This is a genomic window from Emticicia sp. 17c, from assembly GCF_037153985.1.
In the GTDB taxonomy this organism is placed as follows: Bacteria; Bacteroidota; Bacteroidia; order Cytophagales; family Spirosomataceae; genus Emticicia.
The window spans coordinates 1017876-1043809 of the sequence record NZ_JBBAYI010000001.1; the positions used below are offsets into that span (position 1 = coordinate 1017876).

The 25934-nt window shown below is 38.9% G+C and carries 26 protein-coding genes and 1 riboswitch; of the genes, 13 read left to right on the plus strand and 13 right to left on the minus strand.

The features are described from left to right. Positions 1-6 precede the first annotated feature (6 nt). The 4 genes from WAA15_RS04270 to WAA15_RS04285 are packed head-to-tail and all read left to right on the plus strand — an operon-like array spanning position 7 to position 3189. A complete protein-coding gene (locus tag WAA15_RS04270; protein ID WP_337041237.1) occupies positions 7-1632 on the plus strand; it encodes a DUF4139 domain-containing protein in 1626 nt (541 codons plus the stop codon). Between the two features lie 29 nt (positions 1633-1661). Beyond that, positions 1662-2456 carry an inositol monophosphatase family protein gene (locus WAA15_RS04275; protein ID WP_337041322.1) on the plus strand — a complete coding sequence of 265 codons (795 nt, stop codon included), beginning with the start codon at positions 1662-1664 and terminating at the stop codon, positions 2454-2456. 50 nt (positions 2457-2506) lie between these two features. Then, positions 2507-3031 carry a YfiT family bacillithiol transferase gene (locus tag WAA15_RS04280; RefSeq protein WP_337041238.1) on the plus strand — a complete coding sequence of 175 codons (525 nt, stop codon included), beginning with the start codon at positions 2507-2509 and terminating at the stop codon, positions 3029-3031. Then, positions 3028-3189, plus strand: coding sequence for a FeoB-associated Cys-rich membrane protein (locus tag WAA15_RS04285; protein WP_337041239.1), 162 nt, complete (start codon positions 3028-3030; stop codon positions 3187-3189). The genes WAA15_RS04280 and WAA15_RS04285 overlap by 4 nt, the downstream gene beginning before the upstream one ends. Before the next feature lie 11 nt (positions 3190-3200). Here the strand turns inward: WAA15_RS04285 and WAA15_RS04290 are convergent, their stop codons facing one another. Further along, positions 3201-3986, minus strand: coding sequence for a queuosine precursor transporter (locus WAA15_RS04290; protein ID WP_337041240.1), 786 nt, complete (start codon positions 3984-3986; stop codon positions 3201-3203). 295 nt (positions 3987-4281) lie between these two features. After that, a complete protein-coding gene (locus WAA15_RS04295) occupies positions 4282-5163 on the minus strand; it encodes a DUF2911 domain-containing protein (RefSeq protein ID WP_337041241.1) in 882 nt (293 codons plus the stop codon). A 67-nt stretch (positions 5164-5230) separates the two neighbouring features. On the opposite strand from WAA15_RS04295, the gene WAA15_RS04300 reads away from it, so the two are divergent. Both WAA15_RS04300 and WAA15_RS04305 read left to right on the plus strand, forming a co-directional pair. After that, positions 5231-5773 carry an NUDIX hydrolase gene (locus WAA15_RS04300; RefSeq protein WP_337041242.1) on the plus strand — a complete coding sequence of 181 codons (543 nt, stop codon included), beginning with the start codon at positions 5231-5233 and terminating at the stop codon, positions 5771-5773. Beyond that, positions 5770-6642, plus strand: a complete 873-nt coding sequence (locus WAA15_RS04305) for a glycosyltransferase family 2 protein (RefSeq protein WP_337041243.1) — start codon at positions 5770-5772, stop codon at positions 6640-6642. The genes WAA15_RS04300 and WAA15_RS04305 overlap by 4 nt, the downstream gene beginning before the upstream one ends. Here the strand turns inward: WAA15_RS04305 and WAA15_RS04310 are convergent. Next, complete coding sequence (locus WAA15_RS04310; RefSeq protein ID WP_337041244.1) at positions 6639-8276, minus strand: S8 family serine peptidase; 1638 nt, start codon at positions 8274-8276, stop codon at positions 6639-6641. The two genes, WAA15_RS04305 and WAA15_RS04310, sit on opposite strands and share 4 nt — an antisense overlap. A 126-nt stretch (positions 8277-8402) precedes the next feature. Then, positions 8403-9509, minus strand: a complete 1107-nt coding sequence (gene mnmA, locus WAA15_RS04315) for a tRNA 2-thiouridine(34) synthase MnmA (RefSeq protein ID WP_337041246.1) — start codon at positions 9507-9509, stop codon at positions 8403-8405. Positions 9510-9636: 127 nt separating this feature from the next. Here mnmA and WAA15_RS04320 point away from each other — a divergent pair, with 127 nt between their 5' ends. The 5 genes from WAA15_RS04320 to WAA15_RS04340 all read left to right on the plus strand — a co-directional run bounded on the left by WAA15_RS04320 (position 9637) and on the right by WAA15_RS04340 (position 13698). After that, entirely contained in the window at positions 9637-10239 is a 603-nt protein-coding gene (locus WAA15_RS04320; protein ID WP_337041248.1) for an N-(5'-phosphoribosyl)anthranilate isomerase, read from the plus strand. A 296-nt stretch (positions 10240-10535) separates the two neighbouring features. Further along, positions 10536-10754 (plus strand): PspC domain-containing protein, encoded by a 219-nt coding sequence (locus WAA15_RS04325; protein WP_337041249.1) that lies wholly within the window; start codon positions 10536-10538, stop codon positions 10752-10754. 82 nt (positions 10755-10836) lie between these two features. Then, a complete protein-coding gene (locus WAA15_RS04330; RefSeq protein WP_337041250.1) occupies positions 10837-11313 on the plus strand; it encodes a PspC domain-containing protein in 477 nt (158 codons plus the stop codon). 108 nt (positions 11314-11421) lie between these two features. Further along, a complete protein-coding gene (locus WAA15_RS04335) occupies positions 11422-12435 on the plus strand; it encodes a LiaI-LiaF-like domain-containing protein (protein WP_337041251.1) in 1014 nt (337 codons plus the stop codon). A gap of 72 nt (positions 12436-12507) precedes the next feature. Further along, positions 12508-13698, plus strand: coding sequence for a lipoprotein N-acyltransferase Lnb domain-containing protein (locus tag WAA15_RS04340; RefSeq protein ID WP_337041252.1), 1191 nt, complete (start codon positions 12508-12510; stop codon positions 13696-13698). Positions 13699-13751: 53 nt separating this feature from the next. Here WAA15_RS04340 and WAA15_RS04345 read toward each other — a convergent pair whose 3' ends face one another. Further along, positions 13752-16553, minus strand: a complete 2802-nt coding sequence (locus WAA15_RS04345; RefSeq protein WP_337041253.1) for a M16 family metallopeptidase — start codon at positions 16551-16553, stop codon at positions 13752-13754. Positions 16554-16903: 350 nt separating this feature from the next. Between WAA15_RS04345 and WAA15_RS04350 the strand changes: the two genes are divergently transcribed. Beyond that, entirely contained in the window at positions 16904-17500 is a 597-nt protein-coding gene (locus tag WAA15_RS04350; RefSeq protein ID WP_337041254.1) for a DUF502 domain-containing protein, read from the plus strand. Between the two features lie 19 nt (positions 17501-17519). Further along, positions 17520-18110 carry a hypothetical protein gene (locus WAA15_RS04355; protein WP_337041256.1) on the plus strand — a complete coding sequence of 197 codons (591 nt, stop codon included), beginning with the start codon at positions 17520-17522 and terminating at the stop codon, positions 18108-18110. Here WAA15_RS04355 and WAA15_RS04360 read toward each other — a convergent pair. The 8 genes from WAA15_RS04360 to WAA15_RS04395 form a co-directional block, all read right to left on the minus strand. Beyond that, positions 18107-19141: a homoserine O-acetyltransferase family protein gene (locus tag WAA15_RS04360; RefSeq protein WP_337041257.1), complete on the minus strand. Its 1035-nt coding sequence runs from the start codon at positions 19139-19141 to the stop codon at positions 18107-18109. The genes WAA15_RS04355 and WAA15_RS04360 overlap by 4 nt on opposite strands. Positions 19142-19268: 127 nt before the next feature. After that, a riboswitch (SAM riboswitch) is annotated at positions 19269-19386 on the minus strand. Positions 19387-19479: 93 nt separating this feature from the next. Continuing rightward, a complete protein-coding gene (locus WAA15_RS04365) occupies positions 19480-20523 on the minus strand; it encodes a CHC2 zinc finger domain-containing protein (protein ID WP_337041258.1) in 1044 nt (347 codons plus the stop codon). A gap of 2 nt (positions 20524-20525) precedes the next feature. After that, positions 20526-21278 (minus strand): SDR family NAD(P)-dependent oxidoreductase, encoded by a 753-nt coding sequence (locus WAA15_RS04370; RefSeq protein ID WP_337041259.1) that lies wholly within the window; start codon positions 21276-21278, stop codon positions 20526-20528. Positions 21279-21294: 16 nt separating this feature from the next. Beyond that, on the minus strand, positions 21295-22413 hold the full coding sequence (locus tag WAA15_RS04375; protein ID WP_337041260.1) for a mechanosensitive ion channel family protein: 1119 nt from the start codon (positions 22411-22413) through the stop codon (positions 21295-21297). Positions 22414-22433: 20 nt separating this feature from the next. Continuing rightward, a complete protein-coding gene (locus WAA15_RS04380) occupies positions 22434-23420 on the minus strand; it encodes a YheT family hydrolase (protein ID WP_337041261.1) in 987 nt (328 codons plus the stop codon). Between the two features lie 57 nt (positions 23421-23477). Further along, positions 23478-24422, minus strand: a complete 945-nt coding sequence (corA, locus tag WAA15_RS04385) for a magnesium/cobalt transporter CorA (protein WP_337041262.1) — start codon at positions 24420-24422, stop codon at positions 23478-23480. Between the two features lie 59 nt (positions 24423-24481). Continuing rightward, positions 24482-25051, minus strand: a complete 570-nt coding sequence (gene purN, locus WAA15_RS04390) for a phosphoribosylglycinamide formyltransferase (RefSeq protein WP_337041263.1) — start codon at positions 25049-25051, stop codon at positions 24482-24484. Between the two features lie 348 nt (positions 25052-25399). Then, entirely contained in the window at positions 25400-25921 is a 522-nt protein-coding gene (locus WAA15_RS04395; protein WP_337041265.1) for a hypothetical protein, read from the minus strand. Positions 25922-25934: the final 13 nt, after the last annotated feature.

The window sequence follows — 25934 nt, forward strand, 5'->3', positions numbered from 1 at the left end:
ATCACCATGAAAAAAATATTTTTCTGTGGCATTCAAGTATTTAGCCTATTATTTGGATTGCATATCTCGGTATTTTCTCAGAATCAGATTCGGACAGAAGCTAGCAATCAGCATATTACTGTGTTTCTGAACCGTGCGCAGATTGACGCCAAAGCAAAAGCCAACGTGCAAGCCGGAAACACTAAAATAATTATTACGAATGTGGCTTCAACCACTGACCCGAACAGTATTCAGGTAGGTGGCAAGGGTGATGCAACTATTATGGGTGTAAAATTCAAGCAGAATTATCTGGGCAATAAAAAAAAGCATGTTCTTGAAGACTCAATCAGAATAACAAAAACCGAGGTAGAAACCATTGAAATGCTTCTAAAAGTAGCTGATAACGAACGCAATATGCTAATGGCGAACTCGAACGTTAAAAGTGAAAAAGATGGTGTAACACCAGAAGATTTAAAAGAAATGCTTGATTTTTTCCGTACTAAACTAACGGAAATCGGCACCAGACAATTACAATTGTCGCGCCAGTTAAAAGAATCGCAGGACAAACTCACCAGCTTACAAAAACAACTCATTACACAAGGTGCAAATATTAATCAACCTGCTGGCGAAATAGAACTTACTGTTGCAGCCAAAGCAAACACTACCGTTGATATTAACCTGAGTTATGTAGCAAATGAAGCAGGCTGGACTCCTGTTTATGACATACGCGCCAAAGAGGCACGAGGCGATTTAGCTTGGGCTTACCGTGCCAATGTATTTCAGAGCACGGGCATTGATTGGAAAAACGTAAAGTTAAGTTTATCAACGCTTAACCCTGCCGAAGGTGGAAATAAACCAGATATATACCCTAACTTTTTGAGTATTTTTGAACCAAGAGCATCTTTAAAATCGAACAGACGTAACAATATAAATGTAAAAGAAGTACTATCATCAATGGAAGAAATAGCACCAGATAGTACGGCTGTTACTTTTCTTGAGGCTGATAATTTTGCTTCAACAGCCAATTTTGTCAATACTGTTCAAACAACTTTATCTGTAAGTTTCGATATTTCTGTTCCATATACTATTATTTCTGGCGGTAACCCTGAGTTAGTCGACATCCAAAATCATTCAATACCTGCTACTTATAAATATTATGTTGTTCCGGCATACGACAAAGATGCTTTTTTAACGGCTATTATTACAAACTGGGAAAAATATAATTTGCTACCGGGCACGGCCAACGTATACTTTGAAAGCACTTTTATAGGCACTACAAATATTGATAACAATGCAAAAGATTCTTTGCTGGTTTCGTTAGGTAGGGACAAAAAAATAATTACCAAACGAGAAACCATAGAGGCTTTTAAATCAAGACGCAACATAGGTTCTAATATCAAGGAATCGTTTGGGAATCGAATAAGTTTGAGAAATACCAAAAATGAACCTATTGATATTATTGTTGAAGACCTGATTCCTGTCTCTCAGGATAGCCGAATTAGTGTTGAAGCCGAAGACCTACAAGGAGCAGAACTGAATAAAGAAACGGGGAAACTTACTTGGCGATTAACCTTACAACCACTCGAAAACAAAGAAATTACGGTAAAATACAGCGTAAAATACCCAAAAGGGACAAATATACAGGGCTTATAAAGCACATAATTGATTATACCAAAGAAATGATGAACCTAGAGAAAATCTGTCAGGAACTTATACTGGTAGCACAAGAAGCAGGGCAGTTTATAGCTACCGAAGCAAAGAAATTCAGCACAGCATCGGTCGAATACAAAGCGGTAAATAACGTTGTTTCGTATGTTGACAAAGAAACTGAAAAACTTATTGTAAATAAACTAGCACAGATTTTGCCGGACGCTGGTTTCATTACCGAAGAAGGAACCGCCGAAACCAACGACGTAGAAGGCCTTAACTGGATTATTGACCCTTTGGATGGCACCGCCAATTTTATACATGGCCTACCTAACTATTCGGTAAGCCTTGCATTAGCAAGAGGCAAAGATGCACTGGCTGGGGTAGTTTATAATGTATGTACGCAAGAAACCTTCTCGGCTACAAAAGGCGGAGGAGCTTTCAGAAACGGCGAACGGATGCGTGTTTCGGCTAATAAACACTTAGGCGAAAGTTTACTAGCTACGGGGTTTCCTTACTACAAATTCGATAATCAGGACAAATATTTAAAAATACTGGAATCACTCATGCAAAAAACGCATGGCTTACGACGTATGGGGTCGGCTGCCATTGATTTGGCTTATGTTGCCTGTGGATATTTTGATGGATTTTATGAATACAACCTGAATGCGTGGGATATGGCGGCTGGAATACTTCTGATTACAGAGGCAGGCGGAGTGGTATCAGATTTTTCAGGAACTGACGAACACCTTTTCAGGGGCGACGTAGTGGCAGGTTCGGCTGTTCATGCAGAACTGTTGGCCGAAATACAACGTTACTGGTACGCATAAGCCATGCACATCACATTTTATTAATTATTCACTATCATTACCCAACAGAAATGAATCTCGAACAACTGAAATACCCCATAGGTGATTTTGAATATGGCAAGAAATATTCAATACGTGATACCAAAGCTCATATTAAAACTCTTGAAAAGCTACCTCAAAGGCTGAAAGCACTCACATCAAACTTAAATGATACCGAACTTGATACTCCGTACCGCCCTGAGGGCTGGACGGTCCGTCAGGTTGTACATCATATAGCCGATAGCCACATTAATATGTTTACACGTATCAGGTTTGCTTTAACTGAACAAAATCCGCCAATAAAAGGTTATGATGAAGGAGCATGGGCACAATTACCCGACCACCAAATGCCCGTAAAGCCTTCTTTACAAATTATTGAAGGCGTACATAAGCGAATGGTATATTTGTTTAAAAGTCTCGACAAGCAAGCCTTAAAAAAGACTTATTATCATAACGGGTATCAGAAATCGTTTGAGATTCAGGAAGTTATTGCGCTATATGCTTGGCATTCGGAGCATCATTATCAACACATTTTACAAGCCTTAGGGAAAAGATGATAGAAAATATTATAATCGGTGTTGTATTTCTTGGAGCCTTGGTTTACCTCGGCAACATGGTAAGAAAACAATTCACAGCCAAAAGCGCAGGTTGCGCCAAAGGCTGTGGTACATGTCAGGTTGATATGTCGAAGTTCCCAACAGTAAAAGAGCAATAATTATTGCTCTTTTACATAGGGGTAAAGGTAGCCTCATCAATAATTTTGTGGGCGTGCTCTTTACCTAGATATTTGTCAATCAGGTTATGTGCCAGATAAATTACTGGTGTCAGTAATACTGCTACTACAAACTTATAAATATAGTTATTGGTACCTGTGGTAAAAACTTCGGTTATTGTCCAGTTGTTAAATACATAAAAGGCAATAAATACAACTACATAGCTATCTATCAACTGCGAAACCAAAGTTGAACCCGTAGCCCGTAGCCAAATCATCTTGTTATTGGTATATCTACGTAACCAATGAAAAACCGTAGCGTCGAGAATCTGCCCTACTAAAAAGGCTGTAATTGAGCCTAAGATAATACCTAACCCCTGACGAAAGATAATTTTATAGGCATCGTTGATATTCAACGATTTTCCCGAAAAATCTTTATTATTATGGTTTACCCAGAAATCTGCTGGTGTAACTATGGTTGAAATATAAATAATAATAAAGGCATAGGCTATCAGGATAGCTGTCAGGTATGAGATTTTCCTGACACCGCTTTTTCCGAAATACTCATTAATAATATCAGAAGTAATAAACACGAAAGGCCAGTTTAATACCCCTGCCGACATATTAAAGTCAAATTTTTGCCCGAAAAGAGGTAGTTGCATAGGTGCAATGCCCAGTGTTTGTTCCACAGAAAAAATCTTCGAGCCAATTATTTCTGCAATAATGGCATTTGTCAGAAAAATGCCACACAAAATGAGGTAAAGTGTTTGTTTTTTTGAACTGATGGAATCTGTCGCCATGGATAGTATTTAGTGATTAAAGTGATAGACAAATCATGTCAGATAATAAAGTTTCCAGATACACCAATCTGATGATTAATTATTTATCTGCAAAATTTCATGATTACTGTTTTAGGTTTGATGCTGGTGCATAAAGGTGCTATTTTATTTAAAATTAAACGTTAATATGGGTATTTTCAAATAATTAAAGAATTTTCGTAAGGTAAAACACGTTTTTTAATCTCGCTGAAAAACAAAAATCCCAAATAGAAATACAATCTATCTGGGATTTTTGTTTAGCAAAAAGCTATAAATTTTATGATTTCTTTTTCTTGGCTGGTGCTGTTGTAGCAGGGGCAGCCGCAGGAAGTTTAGCTTTCAAATCACTGATTCCTTTCTCGATAGCATCTTTAAAGAACGGATAAACACCGTCGCCATCGCCTAATGTTTGTGCTTTCAAAGCAAAACCTAGAGCCTCTGACGGTTTGCCTAATTTATCAAGAATTTGTGCTTTAATCCAGTTATTACGGAAGTTCTCACGCAAAGCCAACGATTTATCTACTAACGACAAAGCCTTGTTAAGGTCAAGTCCTTTGGCAAGCATATATTCAGCCGCTTGTTGAAACGCCCCTGAAGCATCGTTGTTCTTCTGCGCCAATGCTGTTTCCATTGCTGAAATATTATCTACTCCAATAGCTAATGAAACTTTGGTTTTCTCCCATGAGATATTCAAAGTAGCGGCATCATCCTTTATATCTGAAAAATCAATTGTAAATGATTCAACGGTTGGCACATCCTGCGGACGCGCAGTTACTCTCAATACATCGTTCGACTGGCTGTAATTTTGCTCAGTTACGTTAAGGTCTTTGCTGAAAATGATTGTCCAGTTAGTAGTTGTAGGAATAGACATAATAGCATATTTACCTGCTTTCAATGTTTTACCCTGAACTGTAATATCGCCAGTTGTTTCAATCTTGGTTGAAGCATTGGCACCCGTGCGGTACACTTTATCAAAAGGAATTAATTTTCCGAAAATCTCACGACCTCTCAATGCCGGACGTGAATAGTCAATAGTAATTTTAGTTGTACCTACCACTTGTGTAACTGTTGCTGCTGGGCTTGGTGCTGGAGCAACCTGAGCAAAAGTATAAGTTGTTGACAGTAAACAACTTACAATAAGACATGTAATTTTTTTCATTTAATTGTGATATTTCGTTGTTTTAATAAACTAATTTTCGTCGCAAATTAATAATAATTGTTGAAGTATGCACCGAAAAAAATTACTAGACCTGCTAAATAAACATAACGGAGTTGATACCAATGAGGTAAATATGGCTCAACAAACCATCGACTTTGTAAATACCTATACGAATTGCTTTGACAGAGAACTACTGATTGGCCATGTAACAGGTTCGGCATGGATTCTTGACAATTCAGGGCAGTATGTGTTACTGACACATCACCGGAAGCTAGATAAGTGGTTTCAGCCCGGTGGGCATTGTGACGGCGATAGCGATGTGCTAAACGTGGCTCTAAAAGAGGCGTTGGAAGAAACAGGTCTTGAACGGATTGAAGTTGTAAGCGATACTATTTTTGATGTTGATGTTCACCCAATACCGGAGCGTAAGGGTGTTCCGGCTCATTTGCATTATGACATACGTTTTTTATTGAAAGCTGATAAGAACCTACCTTTACAAATTACTGATGAGTCGAACGATTTAGCTTGGGTTGCGCTCTCTGAGGTAGAAAAACTTAACAATTCGGACTCAATTATGAGAATGGTTAGAAAAACACTTATACCTTCATGAAAGTAACAGGATTCACCATCGTCCGTAATGCTATTAAATATGATTATCCAGCCGTAGAAGCCATTACTTCGGTTTTACCTTTATGTGACGAATTTGTGGTGGCAGTAGGTAAGTCAGAAGATGATACTTTAGCCCTGATTCAATCAATTAAATCGGATAAAATACGGATTATTGAAACCGTATGGGATGAAACTCTCAGAACAGGAGGAAGGGTACTAGCCGTTGAAACAGATAAAGCTATTGCAGCCATTAGTGCTGATACCACTTGGGCGTTTTATATACAGTGCGATGAAGTAGTTCATGAAAAATACCATGAGGTAATCAGACAAGCCATGAAACAGTACGAAAATACACCGGCTGTTGAGGGTTTACTTTTCAAATATACCCATTTTTATGGCTCTTTCAATTATGTAGCAGACTCAAGGAAATGGTACAGAAACGAAATAAGGATTTTCAGGCATACCCAGCAGGTAGTTTCGTACAGAGATGCACAAGGTTTCAGGAAGAAAGATAATACAAAACTATTTGTAAAACCAATTGAAGCACACATATACCATTACGGCTGGGTAAGACCTCCCAAAACTATGGCTGAGAAAATTCGCGATTTTAGTGCTTTATGGCACACACCGGAAGAAATAGAAAAAATGTTACCACAAGATACTGAGTTCGACTATTCAAAAATAGACTCTCTGAAAGTATTTACCGGAACGCATCCGCAAGTAATGCAAAAACGAATTGCAGAGGCTTTCTGGAATTTTAGTTTTAATGTAGTCGAAAAACATTATTCTATTAAAAACAAAATTCTGTTTTTAATAGAAAACCTTACAGGCTGGCGCATTGGTGAATATAAGAATTATAAGATTCTTTAATTCCGAGCTACTTTGGTAGTAAACTTCAAATTTTCAGCGGATACTTTTAGTATATAATTACTTTGCCAGTAGTCTACCTGAGCGGGTAAAGTAATGTTTCGTTCGGTTGTAGTTAACGACCACACTACTTTTCCTGTCATGTCAATGAGTTTGTAATCGAAATTTTGTCCGGCATCATCTTTCAATACCCATACCTTCATGGCCTGTGCCTCGTTAAAAGGATTAGGAAATGCCACTACATCTTTACCTTGTTTTTTTAGCGAAGCAACTAGGCGGTCTAGTTCAGCCATTTCATAGGCTTTGTCAAAATTCGGAATTCCAAATCCTACCCTGTCATTCGGGCTTTCATAGCGGCTTGCCGAACGAATCAGGTAAGATCTTACCTGCATATTAGTTAGCTCGGGAAATGCCTGCCAGAAAGCAGCGGAAAATCCGGCCAGTAAAGGCGATGCAAAAGAGGTTCCGTTGTTTGTACCCACGAAATTACTCGGATACCCAACTACCGTAGCACCACCTTGCGCGGCTAATTCGGGCTTTACTCTACCATCGGCCGAAGGGCCAAAGGAACTAAAATTCATTACGTTTCTACTGGCATCTACGGCTCCTACTGCAATAATAGAGTCAGCATCGGCTGGGGCTCCAATATATTTCCAGGGGTCGTCTCCTTCATTACCTGCCGAAGCCACAACCAGAATACCCACCTGAGCAGCCCAGTCAGCGGCGCGTGTAGCCAAGGCGCGGTCACCGTTCATATCTGAGTATTTATAATTTTGTGCAGGATTATCAAATGTGGTATACCCTAGTGACGTATTAATGACATCAACGCCAACGCTATCAGCCATTTCTACACCAAAAAGCCAGTTAGCTTCTTCTCTTCTGGTTTCAGAATTGACATCTTCGGTGCGTAGTAATAAGTAACTGGCCTTATATGCTGTACCTACAATGCTACCCTCCTCAAAAGCAGCCATACATGATAACACGTTGGTGCCATGATAATGATCGTTGTATACATTTTTTTCATTAGCAACAAAATCAAAAGTACCAACAACTCTGTTTTCATTAAATAGCGTTTTAAAAAAGCTCAATTGGTTTGCTTTTTCAAAGCCTCCGTCCAACACACCAATAAGCATTCCTTCTCCATGAAACCCTTTCTGGTGCATTTTATCTGCCCCCAACATTTCTAACTGAGTTTGAGAAAGACCGTTGTTAACATTTTCTTCAGTAGCAAATTTATTACGGGTTTTACCTGTTGCCTCCGTACCATTAGTACGGGCATATCTTAAATCGCCTGTGCCTTCAAGGCCCTTAACAAAAGGCAATTGTAGTATTTTACTCAAGGTATTGGCATCTGTCTGTATCAGTACTGCATTTAGCCAACGAGATTTATACAAGATTTTGGCTCCTGTTTTTCTGATTTCGTTCAGGTAGTTTACGTTTGGAGGTAAATCACGTTCTGTGATAGTAATATTCTGCCTAGCTCTTCTTTGAATGGAACGCTCGCTGAGAAATTCCTGCGGACGATTAACCGAATAAGTAGAATTGGCCTTATCTTTAAATACGACCAGATATTCGCTCTGAGAATACGCCGTTAGTTCTAACAAAAAAAATAAAAATACTAGTAAATTCTTCTTCATTGATTACCGCTTTTTTACCTACACCAAATATAACGATATGCTTTCTGAAATGTTATTTTCTGACAAAAAAAGTGTGCTGTTCTTTACAACCAGCACACCTTTGAATATCTGACATTTTGTATTGGCTTAATTTTGTTTGAAACTTTTCAGAATCCAGCCACCTCCTACTACATCGTCACCTTCATAAAATACAGCAGCCTGTCCGGGTGCAATACCGCTTACTGGCTCATGAAAGATTACTTTCATTTTATCGCCTTCTTGCACAATTTCTGCGGGTGTACCTTCATGTTTGTAACGAACTTTAGTAACAGTTTCAAGGGGGCGGTCAATCAGGTTTTCATATTTCTGCATTACCAGTTTGCCTACCATCATTCCGTCTCTTTCCAAATCTTTTTCTTCCCCTAATACAACCTCGTTTGTCTCTTTCCTGATTTCAGTAACAAATACAGGTTTGCCCAAAGCAATGCCCAAGCCTTTTCTCTGACCTATTGTATAGAAAGGGTATCCTTCATGTGTACCAACTACTTTGCCATCCTGCATTACAAAATTTCCACCCTTCACACTTTCTTCCAGCCCTTCTACTCTACGTTTCAGGAATCCGCGATAATCGTTATCAGGCACAAAACAAATTTCATACGACTCTGATTTATTTACTAAATCGAAAAAGCCTTTTTTGGTAGCCATTTCACGTATTTCTGTTTTTTTCAGATGCCCCAATGGTAATTTAGTGCGTGATAAACTTTCTTGTGATACACCCCACAGCACATAACTCTGGTCTTTCCAAGTATCTACTCCTTTAGAAATAATGTGGCGGTTATTTTCTTGCCTGATATTGGCATAATGCCCAGTAGCTATGTACTCACAGTCCAGTTTATCGGCCCTACGTAGCAGCGCGTCCCACTTGATATGTGTATTACACAATACACAAGGGTTTGGGGTACGCCCTGCCAGATACTCGCCAGTAAAGTGGTCAATCACATAATCTCCAAATTCAGCCCTTATATCCAGAATGTAATGAGGGAAACCCAAACTAACTGCAATGTTTCGGGCGTCGTTGATAGAGTCAAGACTACAACAGCCTGTTTCTTTTTTATTTCCGCCTGATGAAGCATAATCCCATGTTTTCATGGTCATGCCAATTACTTCATATCCTTGCTCGTGAAGAAGAACAGCCGCAAGAGAGCTGTCGATGCCGCCACTCATGGCGACTAAAATACGTCCGTGTTTGCTCATTTTTGTAACCGCCGTAGATTCAAAGTCTACCGTTTTAGTGAATTAAAATACAAAATTAGTGAACAGAATTTGATTCTGAATAGTTCTGAACTAATTTTGAAGCCAAAACTGAATATAATTTTATAGCATGGCGCTACAAACACTTGTTAAGGTAGGAAATATTACGAATTTATCGGATGCCAGATATTGTGCTGGCATGGGCGTTGATTTAGTGGGTTTTGTGATAGATAAGTTTTCTGATGACTATATACCCTCGGAAAAACTCAAGGAAATTCAATCATGGCTTGCCGGAGTTCAGATAGTTGGCGAAACCCAGTCGGCAGATTATGACGAAATAGCAACCCTCTTGCAATCTTACGAAATTGATATACTTCAAATTTCAGAGGCATCACTTTTACCAGCAATCAGCCATTTAGGTAAACCTATTATTTTGAAACTCGATGCCGATAGTGCCTATCTGGAAGAAAGCCTTAAATTATATAGCCAGTTTGTAAGCTATTTTTTAATTGAAGGTCAGGAATTAACCGACTTCTTTTTATATCATCTAAAAGAATACGCTGCCGATTATCCTGTTATTTTAGGTTTTGGCATTAACGCCCATAATATTCATCAGCTTCTTGGCGAAACTCCTATTCAGGGTATAGCTTTAAAAGGCTCGCAGGAATTACGCCCGGGTTATAAAGATTACGATGAACTGAGCGAAATACTCGAAGCCATTGAAACAGAATAGCTGGCAACACAAATACAGCATTATTAACCTACTGATAGTCAGGTTTTTAATATTTTAAACCCCAAATTTTATAGTATCTTTGTTATACAAAAGGTAACTCCAAAGTAGTTAAATAGAAAAATATAGCCTCCTGCTGACAGGAGCCGTCCTATAATTTTTCCCTTTGACATCAAATTTTTCCATTCGTGTAGTTTGCTATACATAGTACCGTCTTTTGCCTATATCTTTGTTTCATCAATCACACAGAAGTGGTTGAAAACAGAAAAAAAACTAAACAACAATAAATATTTAAGAAAATGGAAAAGCGATTGTATAGAATTAAAAGTAGCAAAATGTTAGGTGGTGTAGCTGCCGGCCTTGCTGAATATTTCAATATTGATGTAACTCTTGTAAGGGTATTATTTGTAGTAGCTTTTTTTGCTCCTATCCCTGCGGTTATTCCTTATATTGTTCTTTGGGCAATAATGCCAACAAAAGAATCATTAACGTCGAATAATAACATCATCGTAAATTAGTAATTGAGTGCGCAACACCAGAACCTAATTTAACACATATAAACGGGGTAAGCGAGTAGCTTACCCCACAAAAGACAAAAAAATGGAAAAGAGACTTTATAGAATCAGACAAAACCAGACGCTCGGAGGAGTAGCACAAGGTTTAGCCGAATATTTTAATCTGGATGTAACATTAATTCGGGTAGTTTTTGTACTATTGTTTTTTACTCCGTTTCCGTCGATATTTACCTACGTGCTTTTGTGGATAGTTTTACCAGTAAAAGATGCATACGGGTATGTTAGTACAGCTAATTTTAACGAAACTATTAATTCTGAAACCTCAAATTTTACTACCATGAGCAGTCGCAATCAAAACAACAATTTGGTTGGAGGAGCCGTCCTCATTATTCTAGGTGTTATTTTTTCTTTCAAAACTTTCTTTCATATTAACCTGTGGAGATACATAGGTCAGATGTGGCCTTTGATTCTGGTAGGCTTGGGTGTATGGTTAATTGTTAGAGACCGCAAAGATGATACCTTCCCTCCTACACCTAAAAACGATTTTGACACAAATCTTTAATAACCCCACTTCCCTACCCTTTTTCATGAAAGGCAACGCCCAACATGGGAAAGGGCATATACTTCAATAAACTAACTGACAGTATGGGGATATTAAATCTTTAAAACAATGGACAGAAAAAGTAATATTTTCTGGGGTGCGGTACTCGTTGTAGTGGGTATCCTCTTTCTCGGAACTAATCTAAATTGGTTTAGTCTAAACTGGTCATTCGAAGGCATCGCACGTTTCTGGCCACTGCTTCTTATTCTGGCGGGTGTTGCTGTATTCTTCAACCAAAGACGTAGTATTTACAATGCTACTTCTGCCCTGCTTATTGCCTTTGCTATTCCGCTTGGTATCTTTACCTGTGTGCATGATGGAGTTGAAAACTGGCGAGATGAATTTGATGATGTAAACATTCATTACGACAATGATAATGACAATGATGATAGTGACGACAACAATAGGTCAGCATCGGACACCACCAAAGGAGACCGCCACAAAAACTACTTTGCCGTAGAAATGAATCCTGAAATAAAAGAAGCTAACCTGAAAATAGGTGGAGGGGCAGCAGAATTTGACTTGGAAGAAGCTCCAACACGACTTTTTGAAGCAACTACTCTGCTACAATATAAAGGCGACTATGAGCTAAATGAAAAACTTGAAAACGGTGTAAAAACCATTGAGTTTGAAAGCAAAAATAAAAAAGGAAAAGGCTTTGATATTCATTTCGACGACGGAGACAACTTCGATAACGATGTGTTAATTAAACTTAATAAAACCCCTATCTGGAATATTGACATGGGTATAGGTGCAGGCGAGGTTGACTTCGATTTTAGCGATTACAAAGTCAAAAAACTTAACATGAATACTGGTGCTACCGCTATTGATGTAAAACTGGGTGATAAACTTGACGACGTACAGGTAGATATTAACTCGGGTGTTACGAGTGTAAAAATAAGTGTACCTGAAAGCGTGGGTTGTGAGTTTCGGATGGATGGCGCCTTTAATGCCAAAGACCTTGATGGCTTTGAAAAAGTAAAAAGTGGCGTATGGCAAACCCCTGGCTATGAAAAAGCCAGCAAGAAAATCAAGATTGATGCCGATACGGGTCTTTCTTCTATAAAAATTATCAGATACTAATTCAAATAAACCTCACAGGCTGTTGAAACCTGTGAGGTTTTACTTTAAATTTGCAGGAAAACATTATCCTGCATGAAAAAATACCTTTCTGTTCTGTTTTTCATTTTTGCTTCTTACCTTTCTACTGCTCAGACACTTTCTCCTTATGCTACGGTAAGCCTGCTAACTATTGCACCGGGCGACGAGCTTTATTCGACATTCGGGCATAGTGGTATAAGAATAAAAGACCCTATGCAGGCCCTTGATATTGTTTACAACTATGGAGCTTTTGATTTCAGAACCAAAGGTTTTTACCTGAAATTCCTGAGGGGTACTTTGCCTTACCAGATAAGCATGAACTATTTCGATGATGAAATTTATGTTTGGAGCTATCAAAAACGCCTCGTAACCGAACAAGTACTAAACCTTTCACGCGAGCAAAAGCAGGGAGTCTATAATTTTTTATTAAATAATTACCTGCCCGAGAATCGCCAATATGCCTATAAGTTTTTTTATGACAATTGTTCAAGCCGCTTGCGCGATGTGCTGACCAAAGTTTGTAGCGATAGCTTACGTTTACAAACCAATGTGCATGCTGATAGTAGTTACAGGCAGTGGATTGATAAATATGCACGCCTGAATCATAAACTATGGGCCGACTTTGGTATGGACTTAGCCATAGGCACACCGTCTGATGCTCTTACCGGCGCAAATGGAGCGATGTTTTTACCTGATAACCTGAAAGATGCTTTCGATAAAGCACAAATTAAACGTAATGGAAGCTGGCAGCCTCTGGTGTATCGTAAAATGGACCTAAACCCCCATGTATTGCAAGGAGTAGTAAAAGAAGATGAACCTGTTAGCCCCAATATGTTATTCTGGAGTTTGTTCGTTGCGGTTAGCTTGCTGACTTTCGCTCAGCTAAAACGTAATAGTGCCAATTTTATATTTGATAAAATATTTTTCAGTGTAACTGGTATTGCCGGATGGGTTATTGTTTTTCTATGGTTTTTCACTAATCATGGCGTAACAGAATATAACCTCAATATTATATGGGCTTACCCTTTGCTTTTCCCTATTGCTTTGTACCTCAAAAAAGACACTTCGCGCCAATGGTTATCTAAACATTTTCTGGCATACGGTATTATTCAGCTTCTTTTATTATTGAGCTGGAAATTTCTACCTCAGGAAATCAACTATTCGCTTATTCCGGTAGTTCTCATTTTAGCCATAAGGTCTTTTTTTGTATGGTGGCGGTTAAGGAATAAACTTAGGTCATTCTAAACAACAATCGGCCAAATCTCTTACAGATTTGGCCGATTGTTGTTAGTAGTCATTTATTTTTTTTCTGGTAACAGAACGAATCTTGCAAAATTATCACCACAAAACTGGTTTGCCGCCTTTTTCACGCTTTCAACACTTACTTTATCAATCAATTCTTTATTGAAACGATTAATATAATTCAGGTCTTCACCATAAAAATACTGGTCAGACAAATACGAATTCCAGAAACCGTTTTCTTTCAGTTGCAATTCTACCGAACGTTTTTCTTCGGCTTTTACTTTTTCAATATCTATTAGTTCGGGGCCACTAGTTTTTATTTTCTGAATTTCATCCAACGATATTTTTATCAGTTTTTCTACATTTGCCGGCGAACAACCAAACGAAATAGTAAGGTTATAGGTAGGCGTTGGAAGTTTGCTGTAAGATGCCTCAATACTAGGCGAGTACACACCTGCGGCTTCTTCTCTGAGTTTTTCAGTCAGTTTAATATCCAATACTTCTGCCAACGCATCCAGATTAGTTCTGTCTTCCTCTGAAAAACTAAAATTACCATTAAATTGTAGGTTAACCGAGGCTTTATCTTCCAACCCTTTATATACTGTTTTTTCAACCTTGCCTTTTACTTTATCAATATGCAAATCTTTAAAGCTCTCAACACGCTTACTTGAAGGTAAGCCCCCGATGTATTTTTCTAGCAAAGGCTTGATTTTATCTACCTCAAAGTTACCTACAAAAACAAATGTAAAGTCGCTGAAATCGCTGAACCGGTCTTTATATATTTCCAATGCACGGTCAAGGCTTACTTTGTCAATATCTTCTGGCTTTATTGGTGACCGTCGGAAATTCTTCTGATACAAGGTTGTAGTAATCGTATCGCTAAAAACTTTTTCCGGTGTGAGGGTTTTCAATGAATTGGCAATGAGTTCTTTCTGGTTTTTCAGGAAACTTTTTACTACTTCATCGTCTCTACGTGGCTGTGTTACATAGCCATACATCAGTTGCAAAGCCGTTTCGAGGTCATTAGGGCTTGTACTTCCCGAAATACCTTCGTTTAATTCATCAATATAGGTATAGACATTCACTATTTTTCCAGCCAGAAATTTATCTAGCTGAGTATCCGACATTTTGCCAATTCCCCCTTGAGACACGGCTGTTGAAGCCAGCTCAGCCGAGTAATAATCGGTGTCATTATACAAAGACGTTCCTCCTTTACTTACGCCCGAAAACAGAATCTGGTCGTTTTTGAAATTGGTTGGCTTTAAGGCAACCTTTACGCCGTTACCAAAGGTAAGTTCGGTAATACCTAACTCATCGATTTTCTTTTCTGATACAACTTTAGTACCTGCCGGAATCTGCTCTAAGATAGCATTCGCCACGGTTTCGTCTTCATAAGGTTTCAGGTCAGGATTTTTGGTATTAATCAGAGCCAGAATTTTATCTTCGGTAGGAAGTTTATCTTTATCCTTTTCAGACCCAATTACAAGGCCAAGTCGGTTATCTTCTTTTATTACTTTGGCAGCTATGGCGTTTACATCCTGCAACGTGATGCCGTCGAGGTATTTTTTTGCAAAATCATATCTGAAATCGGCATTTGTGTATGCAGACCCTTGCAGATAATTCTGGATAAGCCCGTTTACAAAAGCCGTAGACTTGGTTTTATCTTTTTCTTTAAACGATTTTTCAACACTTATAAAGTATTCTTTTTTGGCGCGCTCCAACTCGCCTTTGGTAAAACCAAAACGCTTCACACGCTCCTGTTCGTCAATAATAGCCTTGATGGCGTTCTCTAGCCCTTCTGCGTTTTTAGGCACAACAACAGCCTGAAAGGCATCAAGCCCTGCCAGAAATGGGCTATACCCCATAATAGCAAAAACAAAAGGAGCATTAGGCTTTTTAGAGGCTTCCTGCAAGCGGGTACTTATCATCTGATTAAACAGATTTTCAGCAATATCTGTACGGTAATCGGCCTGAGTTTTTGTTTTTTCGCGCGGTAGTTTTGTTAATAACTGAAAACTACTCTGCGGAATTTCTTTGTCTACGAGCAAGGCTACTTTTGTTCCTTTCTCTGACGGAATTTCATATTTTACGCGTTTAGGTGCATTTTTTGCTGCCGGAATATCCGAAAACTTCTCCTTAATCAGGTTTTCGACCTTTGCTTCGTCAAAATCACCTACGGCTACTACTGCCATCAGGTCAGGGCGGTACCAATCCTTATAAAACTTGATAATCTGCTCTGGTTTAAACGAATTCAGAATATCAACTTTGCCAATAGGTATTCTTTGGGCATAACGCGAGTTGTTCAATAACAAAGGCAATAGTTTTTGCTGAACACGCCCTTGTGCATTTTTGAATCTGGCGCGCTCTTCTTCTAGTACAATTCCACGTTCTTTATCAATTTCGGTAGGGTCTAAAGTAGCATTATGCGCCCAGTCTGCCAATATCTGGAACGCACGCTCAAATAATCTGGCCGAATCGGTAGGCACCTGCAATTGGTAAACGGTCTCATCAAAACTGGTAGAAGCGTTCAGGTCTGCGCCAAACTTCATCCCTGATTTTTGCAGAAAATCGACTAATTCATTCTTTGGAAATGATTTGGTGCCATTAAAGTTCATGTGTTCCATGAAATGAGCCAGCCCTTGTTGCTCGTCGGTTTCCAGAATTGACCCCGCATTTACTACCAATCTGAGTTCCATTCTATTTTTGGGTTCAGTATTGGGCAGTATATAATATTTTATTCCATTTTTAAGTGTACCCGTTTTTACAGCAGGGTTATTCGGAATCGGGATGTTCAGGTTCTGCGCAAAAGTTTGTATACCAACAAGTAAGAGCAGAAGTATACTGGGAATCTTTTTCATAAGTAATTCTTGAAAATTAAAATGTATTGTGTTTAGTGATAACTATCATTAATGGCAGCAAATAAGTTTATTGGCTAAGCAATATGCGCCTTATTTTCTACAAGAGTAAAGATTTTCAGTTGAGTCTCAAAATATTTCTTGGCTAAATCAAACAAAAGCTAGTCATTATGTAGCATAAACTGCAAACTTTATAAAAATATTACATGGGTTTGTTTATTTATTAACGGGCGCACCTTAGCCAATAACTTGGAGTTGTGTGCATATTTATAAAAGCAGAAAACTTTTAAGCGGCCATTAACGTTTCCTTAATAAGCTACGTCTTACTTATACCACTTCTATTTTTCTTTTGTATGTATTTGAAGCCTATTATTCGTCGTTTATTTTCTTATTTTGTTCGAGGCTTACTGTTTGTAGCACCTATCGGCTTTACTTATTTTATTCTGCTGGGGGCGTTCGATTTTATTGATAACATTATTCGAATCAGGATTCCTACTTCTGACCCTTCCAGAGACCTGATTATTCCGGGCTTAGGTTCGCTCATTATTGTTACAGGTACTATTTTTATCGGCTTTATTTTTTCGGTTATTTTACCGCAAACCATCCAGAATATCATAGAAAACGCCATCAGGCATTTGCCTTTGGTAAGAATTTTTTACTTCGCCTTTAAAGACCTGATATCGGCATTTGTGGGTGATAAACGAAAGTTTACACAAGGGGCAATTGTACTGATAAACAAAGAAGCGCAGGTTTATAAAATTGGCTTTATTACTCAAAATGATTTGAGTAATTTAGGCGTTAATAATTTAGTGGCTGTGTATTTTCCGCATAGTTATGCGTTTTCGGGTGAGCTTGTGCTTGTACCGAAAGAAAATATTCAGATGCTCGACATACCTAGTGCCGAAATCATGAAAATGGTTGTTTCGGGGGGGGTGTCAATTAAAGATTAATAATAAACTATTTGCCCTCATGACGCTACTAAGACTTTTTTTATCATCTGCACTTTTGTTTGTAGCAACAACGCTTGCCTACACACAAGATTTTCATCAACGTGAAGCAAAACCTGTTGAAGAACTTCTTTACCAAAAAGACCCCACCAGAGCTAAAAGTATGTTTGCCAAAGACAGATTTCTGGTACTTGAAAACTTAAGAACAGGTAAAAGAACAAGGTTTTATAAGGGGGATGTGTTCAGGTTTAAAACAAAAGATGATACTTATTACGAAGATGATTTATATGAAATAACCGACTCATCGTTTGTAATTACGTCGCTGAATGAGGTTATGAACCGATACGAGTACGTCGAGATTAAAATAAAAGATGTAACGCGTGTTTATAAATACCCAAAAAAGAAGTTTCATTTTGGACTAGCTAATTTTTCGCCGTTTGGGTATGTGCTCATTGAATGGGCTGCATGGAATGTAAATCCTTTGCAAAATTCAAAACTTATACTAGCCGCAGGGCTAACCGCAGCTAGCCCCTTGTTTACTGTTTTACAGAATTCCCTACGAAGTAAAAAATTACGTGAAAACTATCGGTTGAGAGTCTTTCAGAGTTTTTAGTTTTCTTTATAGACCTTTGTTTTACTCCAGTTAGTAATGGTTTCGGTCATGGCTTCAAACTCTATCAGGAAGCCATCGTGCCCGTATAATGATTCTATTAATGCGTAATGTGCTTCAGGGATATGCTTAGCTATAAAGGCTTGCTCTTCGGGTGGGAACAGTACATCTGATGAAATACCAATAACGAGCGTTTTAGCACGGATACCTGCCAGTACGTCCTCTACTTTTCCTCGACCACGACCTAAATCATGAGAGTCGAACATTTTTGAGAGTGTCCAGTAAGAGAAGGCATTAAAACGTTTGCCTAGTTTTTCGCCTTGGTAGTTCTGGTAAGTATTTGCCCGAAAAAAATCGACCTGCCCTTCGTCTCTTGATTGCGTACGATTATACGTACCATAATTACGGTATGATAAGAGGGCTATCGAACGAGCTACCTTCATTCCGTTCATACCAGCTTTTGCATGGCGTTCTGTCCAGCTTGGGTCAGCAGCAATTGCCATTCTCTGTGACTCGTTGAAGGCAATACCCCACGGAGAGTGAATCGCATTAGTAGAAAACAAAATAAGGTTCTCGATTAAATCGGGCTGTATAATTGCCCATTCAAGGGCCTGTTGCCCGCCTAACGACCCCCCCAGGAGTGTATTTATTTTGTAAATACCCAAATGCTGCCGTAGGATATCTAAAGACCTGACTACGTCACGGATGGTTACAAACGGAAAATCATGATAATAAGGCTCGCCTGTAATAGGGTTCTTACTCAAGGCATTAGTAGAGCCATAATGTGACCCCAAAATATTAGCACAAACAATAAAATGTTCGGATGGGTTATAAAGACGTTTTTCACCAATGAGGCCATTCCACCAGTCAGTCGGGTTTGCATTTCCTGTAAAAGCGTGGCAAACCCATATTACATTATCCATAGCCGGATTTAACTGGCCAAAGGTTGTATACGCCAATTCAAATTCGGGAAGCCACTGCCCTGATTCTAACTTAAATGGTTCGTCGTAGCGAAATATTTTTTGGTTTTCCATTTTAAAAGAGTACTTAACAAAATCTAGGGTTCATTTACTGGCAAGCAGTAAAACAAACCATACAACAACGCATACCCTCCGGTAATACGGCAAACAAAACCAATTTTAAAACGATTTGTCTATGATTGGTTTATAAGTCCGAATGGTTTTGACCCTTCCGGTAGGTTTTGGCACCTTATCGCAAAGAGCGGGACAGGTTGCCCGAGATTCATAGAGCCTATTCTCTCCTCTCGTCTGTATAAATCAATCCATTAATTACGTGAAGTATATAATTGAATTGACGGTGCAAATATCAATCTAGATTTCTAAGAAAACAAGACTTTGATTTCCTTTTTTATTTAACGCTTAAGAAAATAATCGTTTATATCTTTGATACCATCGGGTAGGTATTTCCTGCCGACGGATATTCCTGCCAGATGCAGTTCCTCCATCAGGTCACGCGTGCCTGACTGCCCGGTAGCATCATTATCAAACCAAATCCAGACCCTGAAACGTCTGAAATACTTTATCCACTCTTTCTTGAATGTTTTGGCACTACCCAAGCTCACAGCCACCATTCCATGTCTGACGAGGGTCATGCAGTCGAATGCACCCTCGGTAATATAAATCTCGGCATTACTACGAAGGTTCTTGAGCGAATCAATATTAAAAATTGTTCGGGGGATACCCGTTAAAAACTGGTATTTGCTTGAGCCATCCTGAGGGGGGCCAATACCTCGGCCTTGCAGGTAGACAATACGGCCGTCTTTGTAATAAGGAATAATAATAGGATGCATAAAGAAAACCAGATTTCCTCTCTCATTAACAATACCACTTTCTTTCAGGTCAGTAATGGCGTATTTTTCTTTGAGGTAATCATTGGCTTGTCCATAATTTTTCAGTACAAAGAGCTTGAAATATTTGATTGTCCAGTCATCTATTCCTCTTCCTCTTAAATAGTCGGCGGCTTTTCGTGCCGAATCAGTTGCTGGCTGACTCAGACAAAAGCGTTGGAAATCTTCGTATATTTGGCTATATATTTCTTTGAATACAAATGGTTTCTCTTCAACTGGTTTTTGCGTATAGATACTTTTGACATCAATTTTACGATTCTTTTTGGAGCCAAAACCTTCATAGTTAGGAATATATCTGGCTCCTAATTCTTCCAGAGCAGTTTTAAAATCTATTTGGCATACACTGGCATACAGATTGATTACATCGCCATGCTTACCACAGCCAAAGCAATGAAATTCGTTTTGCGGAGGAGGATAAAACACCAATGAGGGGGTATCTTCGACATGAAAAGGGCATACCATCCGGCGGGTTTGTACTAATTCAAACCCCAAGTCTCGGGCAACTTGCCTGATGTCAATTTCTTTTACTCTTTGAAGGAGGTCGTTCATGGTTATTTACGATGAATTACCGTAGGGGCCGATTGCGCTTTGGCATACAAGACAATATCTGCCACTGTTACTCTGGCAGGGGTATTAATGGCATAAACTATGGCATCGGCAACATCTTCGGGCTGAATAGGCTCAAAGCCTTCATATACTTTTTGTGCTCTGGCTTCATCACCTTTGAATCTCACCAACGAAAATTCGGTTTCAACAGCACCCGGTGCAATATTGGTAATTTTAATACCATGTTGGGTTAAATCCATGCGCATACCTTCACTTAGGGCTTCAACAGCCGCTTTTGAAGCACAGTATACGGCTCCGTTGGCATAAGTATATTTGCCCGCAACAGAACTGAGGTTAACAATATGCCCTTGCTGACGCTCAACCATGCCCGGAATTATCGCTTTTGAAACATAGAGTAAGCCTTGCACGTTGCCATCAATCATGGCATCCCAATCGTCAACGTCACCATCCTGAATTGGAGATAATCCATGTGCATTTCCCGCATTATTTACCAGAATGTCAATGTTTTTCCATTCATCTGGCAAAGTATTAATAGCCTGAAAAACTTCTACTTTATTTCTTACATCGTAATTTAGTGTAGTAACTGCCACTTTTGTAGAGAGATATTCCTGTAAACTATCCAGACGGTCTTGTCGACGACCACATAATATCAGGTTGATGCCTGCATCAGCAAAAGCTGTGGCTGTGGCTTTTCCGATGCCAGAGGTTGCGCCTGTGATGAGTGCAATACGAGCCATATTTTTAAAACTTTAATTAATAATCGTTATCAATATTTTTATCGTCAGTCATGCTTAAGAGTGTAGTAGTAGGTAAAGCTAGTTCTACACCATTTTTTTCAAGTACTTGCATGATACTAAGGTTAATTTCTTCTCTTATGCTCTTGCTTTTCCAGTAATCGGGTGTGGCTGCCATAAACACCACCATTATATTAATTGAATAGTCGCCGATAGCGTCTAATTTAACATGCCCACCTGTACTTATTTCTGCGTGATTATCAATTAAGGTTTGTACTTCTTCTATCACCTGTTTTACCTGCTGAATTGAGGCATCTAGTTTTAAACGGACAAAAAACTTATGCCTGCGCTCCATCCGTTGCGATATATTATTGAGCGACTGCGATACCAGCATCTGGTTGGGTACTACCACCAGACTACCATCTACGTGCCTGATACGTGTACTCCGAAACCCTACTTTTTCAATTTTACCTATCATATCGCCCAGTTCTATGTCATCTCCAACAATAAATGGCTGTTCTGTAAAAAGCGTAAATGAGGCAAAAAGGTTTTCGAGTGTTGCCCGTGCGGCCAAAGCTAAAGCCACCCCACCAATACCAAGCCCTGTTATTAAACTGATTACATCTTGTTTAAAAACAAAGCCTAAAACCAAAAAAAACGACGAAAAAGCTATCAGAACGATGAGTATGTCTCTGAAAAAAGGAATTAGCTGCGCATCTTTCTTTGATTCGGTTTCCTCAGCGTGTTTCAGATACACAAGGGCAAAAAACCGTATAAGTCGAATAATAAGCCACGTAATACCAACTACAAAAAGGGTATCGAGCAAACGGTCAATAAAATCAGATACCCGCATTTTTCCGAAAGGAATAATACGCCACTTCCGTGGGAATATAATTTCATTAACTGCACTATAAATAATGAACAGGGTTATCAGAAATTCGACTGGGTTGCGTAGTAAGGTAACAAAATCGGCCACAGGCACATCTTTTGATTCCTTTTTTATCATGCGGTAGACTATCCGGCTTACTAATACCGACAACACCCTTTTAAACAAGAAACCAACTATTAATATTCCTAAAAACCAAAGCCAGTTCTCAACAGAATTATACAAGAAAGTAGTTCTGAGAAATTTATTCATTATAAAACACCAGTTAATAATTAATGATTTGCCGTTTGCTGTACAAAATCCAGCACGTGTTTTTCAACCCATGTTTCGTCAGAGTCTGGCAACATAAAACCAACATGACCCCCAAAATTAAGTATCTGTAAAAATAAATATGGGTTGTGTTCAGCATCGCCGAGGTCCAGACATTCAGGCGAAAGAAAAGGGTCATTTTGTGCCTGAACTATTAAAGTAGGCACCTTGATATTTTTCAGAAAAGGTTTTGCACCAGCTTTCCGGTAAAAATCATGCGCATCTTTAAAGCCATACATTCTGGCCGTATAGCGGTTATCAAACTGCTCGAAGTTCTTTATTTTTTCATACCCATCATGATTCAAGAGGTCATTTTTGGGGTGTTGCAATGCCTTTTCTCTGATTTTCTTTCCGAGCTTATTAATAAAGCGTTTCATATAGAAACGCCTGCCGGGTTTATATAATTCAAAAACGGAGGTATATAAATCAAGCGGGACCGATACTGCCACCCCAAATTTTACCTGAGCAGGTACGCTTTCGGGGTTATCGCCCAATATACGCAGGGTCATGCTTCCACCCATACTAAAACCAACCAGCACCACTTCTTCATACTGATATTGCTCAATGGCATAGTTTATTACAAAACGGATATCGTCTACATCGCCATGATGATAAAACTTAGGTAGCCTGTTCATTTCACCGCTACAACTACGGCAGTTCCAGCCCAGCCCGTCATAGCCGTTATCGTTAAATTTCTTAATCATGCCTGTTACATAGTGCCGTGTTGAGTCTCCTTCTAGGCCATGTGTAACAATTACAAGTTTTTTCCCTCTTTGCTTATGCACTAGTGACCAGTCTAAATCAAGGAAATCACTATCGGGTAACTCTACGCGTTCGCGCTGGTAAGTAACCGGAATTTTCCTGAATAAACTTGGATAAATAGTTTGAACATGGGCATTGAATTGCCATTTCGGGGGGCGATAGTCAGTATTGACAGGTAAAACTGGCATAATTCATGAGATAATTAAAGTTGTCAGACAAGATTGATACAATATCATTGACAGTTTTCAAATCCATTTTTTGCGTTTAAAGAAAATCAGGAAGGCCATTGATGAACCTACCATCATTAAAATGGCAATCCAGAATCCGTAAGGATGGTTGAGCGAGGGGATTATCTGATAGTTCATACCGAAAATACCCGCGATTAGTGTCGGCGGAAGAAAAACGATGGTCACAACCGTAAAAATCTTGATAATTTCGTTTTGTTCCAGATTAATAAGCCCCATAAATGTATCCTGCAAATACTCTAAACGCTCAAAGTTGAATGTTGTGTATTCGAGCAGAGAAGTAATATCTTTCAGTACTATTCTTAAACGTTCCTTGCGGTCTTCGGGGAAATACGTACTTCTCAGAATCTGCGAAAGTACCCTTTGTTTATCAATAATGCTTTCCCGAATCATCATGGTGTTTTCCTGAAGATTATTTATTTTCAGTAGGGCATCTTGCTTCGGTTTTTTCTCACGACTTAAAGCCTTGCTGATATTTTTTACCTCTTTTGTCATAGCTTCGAGCAAGTCAGCATCAGACTCGATACGTGTTTCAAGCAAAATAAGCAAGATGTCTACGCCATCTTTAAAAACCTCTTCACCCAACTTAATTTTCTTGACAGTATCGGCAAAAGTTCTGGAATCTCCGTAGCGATAGGTAAACAGAACGTTATCTCGAATGAGGAATGAAACCGGATAAAAATGATAACCGTCGTGGTCTGATTTCAGGAAGTTCGAGTTAGCATTAATTGTATTGTTCTGTTCAAAATAACGCGCACTACTCTCAATTTCCACTATTTCCTGCGGTGTCTGAAAACTAATATCGCATTTTGTTTCTATCCACTCCTCTTCTTCTTGTGAAGCTGATTGTAAATCGACCCACATTAAGTTTTTAAGATGCCCCAATTCACGTACATCTGTTTCTTTCTTGACCTGTTTGCCCTCCTTATAAAAAATACGTACCATGAGTCAAAAGAGTTTATATGCCAACCACTATGCAATAGGATGCCCTGAATACACCTTTTTTACTGAGCTAACACGAGTTGTTCTATCACTTCAGGAAAATGCTTATGTTCCAGAACCTGTACTTTCGCGGCGATGTCTTCGGCAGAATCATTTGCAGCAATCTCACATTTAGCCTGAAATATTATTTTTCCTTCGTCGTAATGTTCATTGACAAAATGAATAGTTATGCCAGATTCAGTTTCTTTATTTGCCAACACGGCTTCATGCACAAAATGCCCCCACATACCTTGTCCGCCATATTTAGGTAATAATGCCGGATGAATATTAATAATCCGGTTCGGATAAGCCTTTATCAGATTATCGGGTATTAGCCATAAAAAACCTGCCAGTATTACCCAATCAATGCCCTGTTTTTTCAGGATATTAACAATCTTATCGGTTCTTGTGAATGTTTTTTTGTCAAAAACAATCGTTGGTACGCCTAGTTTTTTTCCTCTTTCTATGATACCAGCCTGAGCATTATTAGTAAGAAAGAAGTCTACACTAATTTGCTGGCTTGATTCAAAATAGTTTACAATTTTTTCGGCATTACTCCCTGAGCCGGAAGCAAATATGGCAATGCGTTTCATTCTTTATTTATAATGATAATACCTCGTTCGGGGGTATTATCCAGATGGATACTTTACTGTAAGTGTCTATTTTCATGAACCTCATATATGACCTTACAGAATGCGAATCACGGAATTTTTTTTTAAAATTTTAAATTTTCGTCCATAAAAAACAGGTATTGCCCAAACAAAAAGGGGCAAATAAAAGCTGGCAATAAAAAACCCCACTCTTTGTTTTTTTCTCAGTTCTATGCCACAGGGCTTCTGTTAACGCCTGTGCTGTTGAGATAAAAACGCCGATGGGGCTTCTTGAAGTATTATTAAATATTAAACGCAAACAAGCAAGGATTACTCACTTGCTGGCAAGCTTTACCGACGCCCTTTATAGAGTTCGTCCTGCCATTTTTTTAGTTCATCCCATTTTCCATCACGGGCTAGTGCTGCCTGCTCGGCCCAAGTGCCAGGGTCATGAATCTGAAACCTTGAGCCTTCTTTCTCCAAAATTTCTTTCATTCTTGAAACCGGCGTTGAAGCCAGTTCGTCAAAGGTATAAATTCCGGCTTTATTAAATAGCCCCTCTATTTTCGGGCCTATTCCTTCAACAATTTTCAGGTCGTCTTTGGCCGACTGAGTAAGAGGCGGAGCTATGCCGGCCGCTATACCTGTGGTAACATTGGTAGCCGAGGCATCAGGCACAACAGGAGCCTTTAATTTCCGACAGGCCTCCAGCTCGCCTTCCAGAAAAGTAATTCTGTTATGCATTTCGGTACTTTTATTTTTCCATTTACTTACTTCACGGTTCATGAACCACCAGAGTAATAAAAGAGGCAATAGCCAGAAAAACAGAATATCCCAAGGGAAGTTAGTAAATAAACATTTTAAGTTTTCCATTTTTATAATAGCA